14 protein-coding genes are annotated in these 13,237 nt (G+C 44.9%); all 14 read left to right on the top strand.

The genetic code is table 11. The annotated features are described in order from the left end of the window. The first annotated feature begins 62 nt into the window (after window positions 1–62). On the top strand, window positions 63–764 hold the full coding sequence (pseF, locus tag KJY73_RS04900) for a pseudaminic acid cytidylyltransferase (protein ID WP_214340819.1): 702 nt from the start codon (window positions 63–65) through the stop codon (window positions 762–764). Continuing rightward, window positions 761–1,798, top strand: a complete 1,038-nt coding sequence (gene pseG / locus KJY73_RS04895; protein ID WP_214340817.1) for a UDP-2,4-diacetamido-2,4,6-trideoxy-beta-L-altropyranose hydrolase — start codon at window positions 761–763, stop codon at window positions 1,796–1,798. Before pseF ends, pseG begins: the two co-directional genes overlap by 4 nt. Further along, entirely contained in the window at window positions 1,791–2,840 is a 1,050-nt protein-coding gene (gene pseI, locus KJY73_RS04890; protein ID WP_214340815.1) for a pseudaminic acid synthase, read from the top strand. Before pseG ends, pseI begins: the two co-directional genes overlap by 8 nt. Before the next feature lie 2 nt (window positions 2,841–2,842). Continuing rightward, complete coding sequence (locus tag KJY73_RS04885) at window positions 2,843–3,760, top strand: LicD family protein (RefSeq protein ID WP_214340813.1); 918 nt, start codon at window positions 2,843–2,845, stop codon at window positions 3,758–3,760. Then, window positions 3,757–4,704 carry an ATP-grasp domain-containing protein gene (locus KJY73_RS04880; RefSeq protein WP_214340810.1) on the top strand — a complete coding sequence of 316 codons (948 nt, stop codon included), beginning with the start codon at window positions 3,757–3,759 and terminating at the stop codon, window positions 4,702–4,704. The genes KJY73_RS04885 and KJY73_RS04880 overlap by 4 nt, the downstream gene beginning before the upstream one ends. Beyond that, the gene (locus KJY73_RS04875) at window positions 4,701–5,351 is read left to right on the top strand and encodes an HAD family hydrolase (RefSeq protein WP_214340808.1); all 651 of its coding nucleotides are present in this window, start codon (window positions 4,701–4,703) and stop codon (window positions 5,349–5,351) included. The genes KJY73_RS04880 and KJY73_RS04875 overlap by 4 nt, the downstream gene beginning before the upstream one ends. Before the next feature lie 97 nt (window positions 5,352–5,448). After that, on the top strand, window positions 5,449–6,618 hold the full coding sequence (gene neuC, locus KJY73_RS04870; protein WP_232848393.1) for a UDP-N-acetylglucosamine 2-epimerase: 1,170 nt from the start codon (window positions 5,449–5,451) through the stop codon (window positions 6,616–6,618). Then, window positions 6,618–7,508 (top strand): methionyl-tRNA formyltransferase, encoded by an 891-nt coding sequence (locus KJY73_RS04865; RefSeq protein WP_214340804.1) that lies wholly within the window; start codon window positions 6,618–6,620, stop codon window positions 7,506–7,508. The genes neuC and KJY73_RS04865 overlap by 1 nt, the downstream gene beginning before the upstream one ends. Continuing rightward, window positions 7,505–8,173 (top strand): PIG-L deacetylase family protein, encoded by a 669-nt coding sequence (locus tag KJY73_RS04860; protein WP_214340803.1) that lies wholly within the window; start codon window positions 7,505–7,507, stop codon window positions 8,171–8,173. Before KJY73_RS04865 ends, KJY73_RS04860 begins: the two co-directional genes overlap by 4 nt. Then, window positions 8,170–9,243, top strand: coding sequence for an N-acetylneuraminate synthase (gene neuB, locus KJY73_RS04855; RefSeq protein ID WP_214340802.1), 1,074 nt, complete (start codon window positions 8,170–8,172; stop codon window positions 9,241–9,243). The genes KJY73_RS04860 and neuB overlap by 4 nt, the downstream gene beginning before the upstream one ends. Window positions 9,244–9,350: 107 nt before the next feature. Continuing rightward, on the top strand, window positions 9,351–10,406 hold the full coding sequence (locus tag KJY73_RS04850; RefSeq protein WP_214340801.1) for a nucleotidyltransferase family protein: 1,056 nt from the start codon (window positions 9,351–9,353) through the stop codon (window positions 10,404–10,406). A gap of 17 nt (window positions 10,407–10,423) precedes the next feature. Then, window positions 10,424–11,128: an acylneuraminate cytidylyltransferase family protein gene (locus tag KJY73_RS04845; protein WP_214340800.1), complete on the top strand. Its 705-nt coding sequence runs from the start codon at window positions 10,424–10,426 to the stop codon at window positions 11,126–11,128. 46 nt (window positions 11,129–11,174) lie between these two features. Continuing rightward, the gene (locus tag KJY73_RS04840) at window positions 11,175–12,086 is read left to right on the top strand and encodes an NAD-dependent epimerase/dehydratase family protein (RefSeq protein WP_214340798.1); all 912 of its coding nucleotides are present in this window, start codon (window positions 11,175–11,177) and stop codon (window positions 12,084–12,086) included. Next, on the top strand, window positions 12,083–13,237 hold the full coding sequence (locus KJY73_RS04835; RefSeq protein ID WP_214340797.1) for a glycosyltransferase family 4 protein: 1,155 nt from the start codon (window positions 12,083–12,085) through the stop codon (window positions 13,235–13,237). Before KJY73_RS04840 ends, KJY73_RS04835 begins: the two co-directional genes overlap by 4 nt.

Below are 13,237 nucleotides of genomic sequence, written 5' to 3'. Positions count from 1 at the left end.
AGGCCGATAAGCTATAACATGACTAATCCGTTACCCAGGCATTACCCGGCAGGATATATGTAATGAATATTGTTGTAATTCCGGCCCGAGGAGGCAGCAAGCGCATTCCTCGTAAAAACATTAAAGATTTCTGCGGTAAGCCTATGCTTGCCCATTCTATTACCTCGGCCCTTGAAAGCGGCGTGGTGGACAAAGTTGTCGTTTCCACAGATGATCAGGAAATCGCCGACGTTGCAATACGCTATGGTGCCGAGGTTCCTTTTTTACGCCCGCCACAGTTAGCAGATGATTATGTAGGAACCAGCCCGGTTGTCAGACACTGCATCGAGGAACTCCTGAAGCTTAACTGGCCGCTCAACTATGTTGCTTGTGTCTATGCAACAGCACCGCTGCTATCTCAGCGTCTCATCGCACAAGCATACCAGCAGCGAGTATCAGGCAATGCCGATTATGTGTTTGCTGCAGCGCGTTTTTCCTTTCCAATCCAACGGGCTATTCTGCAGACAGAATCAGGCGGTGTGACGCCCTTTGACCCGGTTAGTATAGGTAAGCGCTCTCAGGACCTTCCTCCTGCCTTTCATGACGCGGGGCAACTTTACTGGGGCCACTTCAGCACGTGGTTGGATCTGAATAAACGCATCTTTAGCCCGAGCTCACAAATGCTCGTTCTACCCGACTATCTGGTTCAGGATATTGATACATTGGACGATTGGAAGAGAGCCGAGCTGCTTTACAAGCTACTGAAACAAGAGGGCTATCTTTGAAGATCCTGTTCAGGGTTGATAGTTCTGTCGATATAGGCAGTGGACATGTAATGCGCTGTCTGGCCTTGGCGGCACGCTTAAGTTCCTCTGCCGATATCACCTTTATTTGTCGCGCTGAAACAGGCCACCTGGGAGAAATGATTACTGCCCGGGGGTTTAAACTGCGGATGTTGCCTGCCACGGTACCATTTAACGAGCAGCAAGACGCCTCTGCCAGTCTGCAAGGTCTTGATAAGCACTACGACTTATTGATCCTTGACCATTACAATCTAGGAGCCAAGTACTGTCGTGTCATGCGCAGCCAATGCCGCTATATCATGGTGATTGACGATCTGGCTAATCGCTTGCACGATTGCGATATCTTGCTTGATCAAAATCTGCTACCTGATGCGCAATCTCGCTACACCAATCTCGTATCTGCGAAATGCCAGTTATTGCTTGGGCCGCGTTTTGCGCTGCTGCGCGAAGAATTTTATCTGCCGGCACCAGCAAGACAACTTAACCGAATACTGATTAGCTTTGGTGGTAGTGATGCACAGAACCTGACCGGCATGGCAATTGATGCCTTATTGCAACTAAAGCTCTGTGGTATTCGCGCCGATATTGTAATTGGTGCCAGCAATCCATGGCGAGAGCAGATAGCATTGCAGTTGGCCCAACAAACCAACATAGCACTGCATGTGCAGTGTGATTACATTGCTAACTTAATGCACCATGCAAGCCTAATGCTGGGTAGCGGCGGGACCAGTCACTGGGAAAGGTGCATCTGTGCACTACCCGGCCTGGTAGTTACCGTAGCCGACAATCAGGTCGCCACCACCCGTTATCTTGCAGAACAAGGGGCATGTGTTTGGTTGGGTGATGCTGAAGAGATGAGTGTTAACTACTTGGCGTCACAGTTGGAGAAGTATCTTACTTTGCCTGACCAGTTAGAGATGATGTCACGTGCCGCCAATAAAATAGTGCCAGCCAATGCTGGCACCCAATATGCGGTAGCAGAAATCGAGAGAACCATCAGAGGTATGAATGGCTAGTATTACTATAGGTCACCATCAGGTTGGTTCAGACCACCCGCCTTTTATCATTGCTGAAATGTCAGGCAATCACGGCCAGTCTATCGAAAAAGCCAAAGCGCTCATTGATGCCGCCGCAAAAGCAGGGGCTCATGCGCTCAAATTGCAAACCTATACACCGGATACCATCACTCTGGATGTGCATGAACGCGAGTTTTTTATCGCTGATCCCAATAGTCTCTGGCAGGGAAATTCGCTCTATAACCTGTATCAGGAAGCCATGACGCCTTGGGAATGGCATCAGGAATTGTTTGATTATGCCAGCAGTAAAGGGTTAGTTGCGTTTAGCACGCCATTTGATCTGACTGCGGTTGATTTTCTGGAAAGTCTCAACGTCCCCTGTTACAAGATTGCCTCGTTTGAAAACATCGACCATGCACTGTTAGCCGCCGTGGCAAAAACCGGCAAACCAGTGATCGTGTCAACTGGCATGGCCAGTCAGACAGAATTAGCCGAGTCGGTGGATGTATTGCGAGCCGCCGGCTGTAAAGATCTTATCCTGCTAAAATGCACCAGTAATTATCCCGCCCGGCCTGTGGATGCCAACCTTCGCACCATTCCTCATCTGGCCGAGCTATTTAACTGCCAGGTAGGCTTATCTGATCACACCCCTGGGGTGGGCGTTGCCGTGGCTGCCGTTGCGCTAGGCGCGACCGTAGTGGAAAAGCACTTCGTACTGGATAGAAACGGAGGAGAAGTCGACGCTGAGTTTTCCCTGGAACCCCATGAAGTCAAAATGTTAGTAGAGGAAACCGAGCGGGCCTGGACAGCACTTGGCAAAGTCTATTACGGCTGTACGGACAAGGAACTGGCATCCAGAGTCCATCGTCGTTCCTTGTATATTGCCGAAGACGTCAAAGCCGGGGATATCTTAACAGAGAAGAATCTGCGCTCTGTGCGACCGGGACTGGGCCTTGCCCCCAAATATCTTCCGCTGCTGCTGGGCAAAGTGGTGAAAGTCGATGCGCCAAAAGGCACCCCGATGAGTTGGGAGTTAATCTAACCATGCCCGTACTGCTGTTTGGGGCCAGCAAGGCTGGAGAATGCTTCTTAAACCAACATCCTGAGTTGGAGGTTGTAGGTTTTGTAGACAATGATCCCACCCGTCAGGGCTCCACATATCTGGGTAAAACTGTTTTTTCGCCCCAAGCAATAAGTACGCTGACATTTGATAGAGTGATAATTACCAGCCAATGGGCCGATGCTATCCGTACCCAATTAGTTGAAGAAATAGGCATTGCAGACAATTTGATAGAGGTACCCGCCAAACAGCAGGTCAAAGCAGCTTTGCCTTTCCAACATCCGCCGACGCTGGCCCTGGGACATAAATTGTTAACTCGCCTGAACGGCTTTCTCAAAACCCAAGGGATCTCCGCCTGTCTGGATTCAGGCACATTACTTGGCGCCATCCGCCATCAAGATTTTATCCCTTGGGATGATGATATTGATTTAGCTGTAGATGAGACTGAATTTGCCAAACTGACCCGCTGTATCCCCGCCTTCTTTGCCCAGCTCCCCGAGCAAACCCAGCTCGACTGGCAAATACTCATGCTCAAGGTAAATGGTGAAGACTGCTGTATTAACATCGAATTCAGCCCCAGACCGGGAGCTGACTTTGTGCCGTTTGACTTAAGCCTGCAAATGCGTCGACAGCAAGGCAAACATTCCGAATTAGTATCCTCTTCAGGTTTGTTCTTCGGCCCCGCCGAACACTTCGCCCGCTATGATGAGGTTCTCTTTCTAGGCCAGTTATTTTACATTCCTGCCAACGCTGAGAACTTTCTAACCTTTATGTATGGCAACTGGAAAGAGCCCAAGCAAGGTACAAAGATTACTGAATATCAAAACCGTCGTGCACAGTTACCAGTGGAAGACATGAAAGCACAAGTCTGCAAGTACCTATTAGCGGGCCACGCAACATGAGTTTACGTGTACTGCTCTGCAGTGCCGGAGCCAAGGTGCCTTTGCTCAAGGCTCTGGATACGGCGGTAAAGAAGCTGGATCCCTCAGGCACAGTAGTCGCAGCGGATAGATCCGAGCAGGTTATTTGCCGATACCTTGCGGATGAATTTTGGGCCATGCCGGCAACCGAAGAATCGCAACTCGATAATATTTTGCGCGGCTGTCAAAGACTCAATATCAGCCACATTCTGCCAAGCAGAGATGGTGAGCTACTATTCTGGGCTAAATACAATGCGTATTTTCGCCAGCATGGCATTGAAATACTCACAGCCCCTACTGAGGCCATTTCGCTGTGCCTGGACAAGCTCACCTTCGCACAACTCACCACAGACTTTGACGGACTGATCATTCCGGCCAGTCGCAGAGCGGATGACCTATCAGCCAAACGGTTAGTCGTGAAAGAGCGTTTTGGCGCAGGCAGTCAGTCTTTAGGCTTGGACTTAAGCCACAGCCAAGCACTACAGCATGCGCAGCAGCTAAACCACCCGATATTTCAACCCTTCGTAAAAGGGCAGGAAATCAGTATTGATGCTTGGCTTAGCCGAGACCATAAATTGAAAGGCCATATTTGCCGCTACCGCGAAAAGGTCGTGCATGGCGAATCGCAGATTAGCTGCACCGTAAGTTTGCCCCGGTTCGATAGCTCCATTCGCGCTCTGCTGGAACAACTCAAGCTAAGTGGACCTGTGGTATTACAAGCCATTATAGATAACGACGGCGGGCTGAATGTCATTGAGTGTAACAGCCGTTTTGGCGGCGCCTCCACCTTAGGGATCCGCGCGGGGCTAGACAGCCTTTACTGGAGTCTGGCCGAAAGCCTTGGCTATGACCTGACTGCGTTCCCCTTTACCTCTGCCTCACAGCCCATCCGCCAGGTGCGCCATGCGAGCGACCATTATCTATGATTTATATTTTTGATTTAGACGATACGCTGTACGACGAACGCCAATATGTTGAAAGCGGTTTTAGGGCCGTGGCAAACATGGCACAGCAGCGCTGGGGTCTGGACAGTACACAAAGCTTTACCAGACTGATTGACCTACTTGACAGCCAAGGACGTGGGCGCATTTTTGATGACTGGCTGGCGGCACATTCATTGGCAAAAAAAGGCAATATTCAGGCCTGCGTGCGCAGCTATCGGCTGCATAAACCCAGTCTAAAGATGCCCGAAGCGCATCTTGCCCTGCTAAACGAACTCCCTAAGCCACTCTACCTGGTCACTGACGGGCATAAAATCGTTCAGCAGAACAAAGTTGATGCCCTCGGCATCGGCCCGCTATTCAAACGAGTATTTATCACTCACCGCTTCGGCATACAGCATGCTAAACCATCAACGCATTGTTTTGAGCTAATAAAAAAGGCCGAAGGCTGCGACTGGCAAGATATGCTGTACATTGGTGACAACCCGGCCAAGGATTTTGTCAACCTCAATAAGCTGGGTATGCAGACCGTAAGGGTAATGACAGGAGTGCATAGGCACATCATTGCGAATCCTGGTTACGATGCCACCCGTCACGTTGTCAGGCTGTTAGATATCATTGATGAAGGGTAATAGTTAACCAAGAAAACTCGTCAGCAGAATCAAATAACTGCTACACCGAGCCGAGCAAAAAACAAGCATTAAGAATATAAATACCGTGGGAATAATGATGCGAAGAATTGCCGTATTTACAGGTACCAGGGCAGAGTATGGCCTTTTGCAATGGGTGATCCGAGGGTTACATGAGCATCATGAGGCTCAGTTACAATTGATTGTCGGAGGGATGCACCTTTCTCCGGAATTCGGATACACGGCAGCATTAATTGAGCAAGATGGATTTCCCATAACGGAGAAAATCGAGTTCTTACTATCCTCAGATACGCCTGTGGGCATAGCAAAATCCATGGGATTAGCGACAATTAGCGGGGCTGAAGCTTTCGAGCGTCATAAACCAGACTTACTGGTCTTGCTCGGAGATAGATTCGAAGCTCTTGCAATGGCTCAAGCCGCGATGGTAGCACGCATCCCAATAGCACACATTCATGGCGGTGAAAGAACTGAAGGTCTGATTGACGAAGCTATACGCCATTCAATAACTAAAATGTCCCATTTGCACTTCACATCAACAGAAGAATACAGGACAAGAGTAATTCAGTTGGGAGAACATCCCGAACGAGTTTTTCATGTAGGCGCACCGGGACTAGATAGCATCCGTCGTTTAAACCCAATTCCTCTGAAAGTACTGTCGAAAATTGTAGGAATAAACCTGACAGACTCTCCATATTTTGTTGTTACTTATCATCCCGAGACGTTAAGTCCTGACGGTGCTATTGAGCAGTTTAGAGCATTGCTTTCAGTACTATCAGCCACCCAATCTCATAAATTGGTTATTACTTACCCGAATGCGGACACGCACGGCAGGAGGCTAATAGCGCTTCTTAATGAATTTAAGTATAAGAATAAAGACACCGTAACAGTTGTAAAATCCGTTGGGCAACAGAACTATCTGAGCCTGCTCAAATACTGTGACGCAGTCATTGGAAACTCATCCAGCGGAATATTAGAAGCTCCAAGCTTCCATGTCCCGACCATCAATATTGGCAGCAGACAAAGGGGGAGAATTACCGATGATACTGTCATACATTGTGATGAGGATGAGGATTCTATTCATGCGGCAGTAAGAAAGGTGTTGAGCAAAGACTTTAAAGAAAAGTGCACAACATCCAAGAGTGTTTACGGAGATGGTCTCGCTTCGGAAAGAATATTAGAAACCCTGATGAACACCGAGCTAAAAGAGATCATCCGCAAACACTTTTACGACCTACCAGGTAGCACATAATGAAGATCGCTTTTATTGGCTGTGTAGAGTCGAGTTACGTTTTCCTACGTACTTTGTTAGCAATGAAAGATATCACTGTTGTTGCTGTAGTTACCAAGGCTGAATCTGCAATTAATTCAGACTTTTGTGACCTTTCTGAGATTAGTAATCGATACTCGGTCCCACTTCACTATGAAGATACAGCAAACCGAGAAGCAACCTACGAATTCTTAAATTCTTTCGATATTGATCTCATTTACTGTTTGGGATGGAGTTACTTACTCCCCAAACGAGTGATAGCACTAGGGAAAGTTGGCGCAATTGGCTTTCATCCTGCAAAGTTGCCAGAGAATCGTGGCAGGCACCCTTTAATTTGGGCACTAGTGCTGGGCCTTCAAGAAACTGCATCAACATTTTTTTTGCTGGATGAAGGAATGGACTCGGGTCCGATCATCAGTCAGGAACCGATACCTATCTTGGCGGCCGATAATGCCAGAACGCTATATAGCAAAGTCATGGATACTGCGGTGAAACAATTAAAATCTCTGACGAGAAAGATCAAACAAGAAGGTCAAGTGTTAAGCATTCCACAAGACCATGACAAGGCAACGTACTGGAGAAAGCGCACCCGAATTGATGGATTAATTGACTGGAGAATGAACGCCGCTAGTATTCACAACCTCATTCGTGCACTAGCCCCACCTTATCCTGGCGCAGAATTTTTATACAAAGGTCGATACATCAAAGTGATTAGCAGCGAGATTGCATACCGTGCTGCCAATCTCAACATCGAACCAGGCAAAGTGATGAACAAAAGACCGGGAGCTGTATTAGTTAAATGCGACGGTCAAGACGCAATTTGGTTATGTAATTTGGATACCGACGAGATAGAAACGGGAGATTATCTATGAGTTGTGTGCTTATTGTTGCCCCCCACGCCGATGATGAAACATTAGGGTGTGGCGGCAGCATCCTGCGCTATATTGCTGAAGGACACAGCGTCCATTGGTTACTAATTACGCATCCAACCGAATCAGCAGGGTTTTGTCTGCAGCAAATTCAAAATCGTGAACAAGAAATAGAAAAAGTAAGTGCCTTATATGGGTTTCATGGTGTGCATCAATTAAGGCTGCCGCCAGCCCAACTAGATATTCAGCCCAAAGAGCAGCTCATCAAAAAAATAGCCAGCGTAATAAATACGGTTAAGCCAGAGCAAGTTTTTACAGCTTATAGAAACGATGCTCATAGTGATCATTGTGAGGTATATGATGCGGTCATGGCAGCAACTAAAACCTTTCGTTCCCCCTTTATTAAACGTGTATTGAGTTACGAGACAATGTCGGAAACCGACTTTGGGCTAAAACCAGAAGATGGCGGATTCCGACCTAATGTTTTTGTCAATATAGCCCCCTATCTAGAACAAAAATTAGACATACTGGAAGTTTACCAATCTGAACTAGGTGACTTTCCTTTCCCTCGCTCAAGAAAAGCCTTGGAATCGTTATCATATGTACGTGGAGCTCAATGCAACGCAATGGCTGCAGAGGCTTTCATGTTGATTAAGGAGGTTGTATGACGTTAATTATTGCAGAGGCCGGTGTTAATCATAATGGTGATGAAGCATTAGCCTATAAATTGATTGATGTGGCCAAAGAATCAGGTGCCGATATCGTAAAATTTCAAACATTCAAAGCAAAAAATTTAGTAACACGGCATGCACAACAAGCCAAATATCAAGCCATCAATATAGGGAAAGCAGAGTCACAGTTTGAAATGCTAGCAAGACTTGAACTCCCCCTTGACGCTCATTTTCGACTGAGGGATTACTGCAAAAGTCTCAATATTGAGTTTCTATCAACTGCATTTGATTCTGAGAGTTTGGACTTTCTAGTCAATCAGCTCAACCTGACACGTCTGAAAATACCTTCAGGGGAAATCACCAATGCCCCATTTTTGCTAGAGCACGCCAGAACCAATTGCAATGTTATTTTATCGACAGGGATGGCAACCTTAGCAGAAGTTGAGCAGGCTCTAGGTGTCTTGGCATTTGGCTATACTGCGCCCCAGGATGCGATTCCTAGCATTAGCGCTTTTCAAGAAGCCTATTGTTCAGAAGCCGGCCAGCTAGCGCTAAAAAAACAAGTAACCTTGTTGCATTGCACGTCAGAATATCCAGCTCCGTTGGAAGATATCAATCTTTCCGCAATGAATACTCTCGCTGATACTTTCGGTGTAAAAGCCGGGTACTCAGATCATAGTGAAGGGATTATTGTTCCAATTGCCGCCGTGGCAAGAGGAGCAGTGGTAATAGAAAAACACTTTACTCTGGATAAAGACATGGAAGGACCAGATCATAAAGCATCATTGAATCCCGATGAACTGAAGGCCATGGTAAAGGGGATAAGGTCAACAGAAATGGTGTTGGGAAATGGGATCAAAGAACCACGCCCTTCGGAATTGAAAAACAGGGACATTATTCGTAAAAGCCTAGTCGCAGCAAGAGATATTAGCGCTGGCGAATGCCTCGGCCCTGAATGTCTGAGCATCAAAAGACCCGGTAATGGCACAAGTCCATTCAAGTATTGGGAAATTTTGTCGACACAATCATCAAGGAGCTACAAAACTGACGACGAACTCTACGAGTAGATCATGAAATCGCCGTTATACAAACATGGCATGAAACCAAGTATCGCACGAAATGAAAGAGGCAGTCATCGCCATCAGCACAGGCGATATATGCAGAGAGAGTACTAATGAGCTACGACTGGAAGAATATTTTGGTCAGCCCGGAGCAGCCAATCCGCGATGTATTGCAGGTCATAGACAATGAGGCACTACGTATTGCCCTCGTGGTAGATACTAAGGAAATGTTATTGGGTGTTGTTACTGACGGTGATATTCGTCGAGGCCTGCTGAAAAACATCAGTATCCAGGATAAGGTTGAATTAGTAATGAACACTCGACCGTTAACCGGCAACAAGACGATGTCCCGTAATGAACTCGTGCAACTCATGGAGTATCACAAACTGCTAGCCATTCCTCTATTGGAAGACAACGCGAGGGTTGTGGGCTTAGAAACACTGCACAGGGTGGGACGGGCTGCGACCTACCAGAATCCAGTGCTACTGATGGCCGGAGGCTATGGCTCAAGGCTAAGACCTCTTACAAATAATTGTCCTAAGCCTATGCTCAGAGTAGGAAACAAACCTATCCTTGAAATATTGCTCAAAAATTTCATCAAGGCCGGATTTGTCAACTTTTTCATTTCAACTCATTATCTGTCCGAAGTCATAGAGGAATATTTTGGCAACGGAGAAAAGTGGGGAGTCAGTATCAAGTATGTCTATGAAGATACCCCCTTAGGTACAGCAGGAGCGCTCAGTTTACTGCCCAAGGAGCTGCCGGACCTTCCCGTATTAATTATCAACGGAGACATCCTGACTAATGTTGATTTTGATAGATTATTAAAGTTTCACAACAAGAATAATGCTGATGCGACAATGTGTGTCAGAGACTATGAGTATCAGGTTCCCTTTGGCGTAATAAAGGGGAATGGCATAACAATTACCGAGTTAGAAGAGAAACCTATCCAGAGATTTTTCGTCAATGCAGGTATATATGCAATAAGCCCTGAAATAATAAACACAATAAGCAAGCAAGAGAAACTAGATATGACAGACTTACTTGACTCCATCATCAACAAGTCAGGAAAGGTAATCATGTTTCCGATACATGAATATTGGATGGACATTGGTCGACTTGATGACTTCCACCGAGCACAACTTGATGTTGCAAATATTTTATTTTAGTCAGCAAAAGCACGCACATGCACAATGATAAATCCATCATGGCACTTGTACCGGCCAGAGGTGGCAGTAAAAGGCTTCCTAATAAGAACATACTAGACTTCAATGGCTGCCCACTTATAGCCAGAAGCATATATGCGGCGCAAAAAAGTAAGTACATAGATTCTATTGTAGTAAGTACTGATGACCTAGCAATAGCTAAAATTGCCTCAGAATGCGGTGCTGACGTACCATTTTCTAGACCAGAACAACTGGCTACCGATAGTTCAACATCAAATGATGTAATTTTGCATATGTTAGCTTCTGTTGATCAAAAGCCCGATATTCTCATGCTGCTACAACCGACTTCCCCGCTACGAAGAACAATTGATATCGACAAATGTATAGAATTGTTATTCGAAAAATCAGCAGACGGCATTGTATCGGTTACAGAATGCGAGCACCCCCCTATATGGACAAATTTTCTTCCAGATGATGGTTGTATGGAAAATTTTGTTAGGCAAGAGCAGCTAAAAGCCAGTCAAAAATTCCCCACCTACTACCGATTAAACGGTGCCATCTATTGCTTTAAGAGTGATTATTTATTGAAAAACAAAGGTATACATTACGGAAAAAAGGTTTATGCCTATTTGATGGAAAGGGAGCACTCTGTCGACATTGATGTACAGCATGACTTTGATTACGCCTTGTATCTAGATAGAAAGACATGCGGTTCAAAGACTTGAACCAAATTGTCTCTTTTCACTAAACATTGCAGTTATGGAGATGGGCTTGAGAAGAAAAATTTTAATTCTTGGCGGAGGTGGATTTATCGGAACTCACCTCCATCAAAAACTAAAGTCTGAAGGATATCAGGTGCAGATCACTGTCAGATCTAATCAGTGTAAAGACATTGAGCCTATCAATACAATTATCGGCGATATTGATACAGGATTGTTGGATAGCTGCGATGAACCAGATTATATTTTTCATCTTGCAGGTGGTTCCTCTGTACTAGAATCACAAACCAGCCCTCACTCAGATTTTCTGAAAACCCTTCCCAATATTAGCTCATTGATGAACAAAATGTATCGGGACTGGAAAAGAAGCAAACTGCTGTTTATCTCCAGTGCGGCTGTCTACGGGAAGTACGCGACAGCGAAAACGTCAACGAAATGCCAACTTTCCCCAATATCTGTTTATGGACTACACAAGAAAATTGCGGAAGAAATAATTCTCTATTACGTGAAAACCTTTGGCGTAAGAGCAAAAATCATTCGCCCATTCTCCATATTCGGGGAAGGACTAAAAAAACAGCTTCCCTGGGATGTATTAATAAAAGCCAGAAACGGTGACTTTACTTTTTTTGGCTCAGGTGAACAACAGAGAGACTGGGTGTACATAGAAGACTTTATACAGTTTCTTACCCAGCAAATTGACGCGAACATTCCTTATACCGGCGAAATAGTTAATGCAGGTAATGGCCAAGCAGTGAAGATAAGCCATGTTATCTCTCGCCTTCTTTGCCTCTCAGGTTATACAGATCCCCCAATATTTTCCGGAAAGGATAAAATCGGAGACCCCGATTGCCTCGTTGCCGATCCCTGCGAGCAAGCACAAAATACATTTTCATCCTTAAGAAAAACACCTCTCGATACAGGGTTGTCGAGATATATAAGTTGGTTCAATGAGTCTCAAATATGATTAGAGTTGGCATACCAGTTGTTATTCATGATAACGCTTGGATGGGAGGTTTAAACTACTTCTTAAGCCTGCTCTCGGTAATCAATGAGTATAATGAAAAAGAACTTGAAGTTTTTGTTTTGACCAACAGAAGCGACATATTTAACAATAGTTACAGAAAGCACATTAAAGTAATACAAGCTGACTTTTTACTTAACAAATCTGAAAGAGTAAGAAATCTATGCAGACACTTTGAAACTGATATAAGGCTCGCATATTACTCGAAAATTTATAAACTTGATGTCATTACTCATGCTTTGCCGGGTAAACGTTTCACTGCTAATACATTGTATTGGATGCCAGATTTTCAACATTGCTATTTACCCAAGTTATTCAGTGATATAGAGATTGAAAACAGAAACAAAAACATTGAATTAGTTGGAAATCGTTGCAGCAACATTTTGCTCAGCAGTCATGCAGCCGAATCTGACTTCAGACAATTTTATCCACATCTAGGACATGTAAAATCACATGTTCTGAATTTCACACCAAACATTGAAATTGAATCAATAAAAAAACACAAAAATAAAAACAAACAAAATAATATTAGCGAAAATTTTTTTTATGTACCTAATCAGTTTTGGGTTCACAAGAACCATGATGTAATCATAGATGCACTAAGCCATCTTCCACCAGAAGTAAAAATTTATTGCACTGGAAACACCAGTGACATTAGAAATCCAGAACACTTTAAAAACATTGAGAAGAAAATAATTAATTCTGGATTGAAGGACAGGTTTGTCGTACTTGGCCTGGTAGACAGAAACGAAATGATTAGTTTACTACTTAACTGTCTCGCAGTAATCAATCCATCCTACTTCGAGGGATGGAGCTCAACCGTTGAAGAAGCCAAATGTTTAGGCAAGAAACTTATTCTTTCAGATATCCCCGTCCACCGAGAACAAGCACCAATCGATGCACTTTATTTTCCAGCGGAAGATCCCATTTCACTTGCAAACCATCTCAAAAATGTATGGCAGAATAGAGATGAAGAAAAACAAAGAGAGAAAGCTAGATATATTGAGTCAATTAAACAACATCAACTTTCTAGAGAAATTTTTGCAAAAAAATACCAGTCTATAGTGCATGCAATGCTCACAGCCAAAAATTGA

Source organism: Bowmanella yangjiangensis (genome assembly GCF_018531185.1).
GTDB classification, from domain to species: Bacteria; Pseudomonadota; Gammaproteobacteria; order Enterobacterales; family Alteromonadaceae; genus Bowmanella; species Bowmanella yangjiangensis.
The sequence above is the reverse complement of the archived record's forward strand: the minus strand, read 5'-3'. Positions and strand labels throughout refer to the sequence as shown.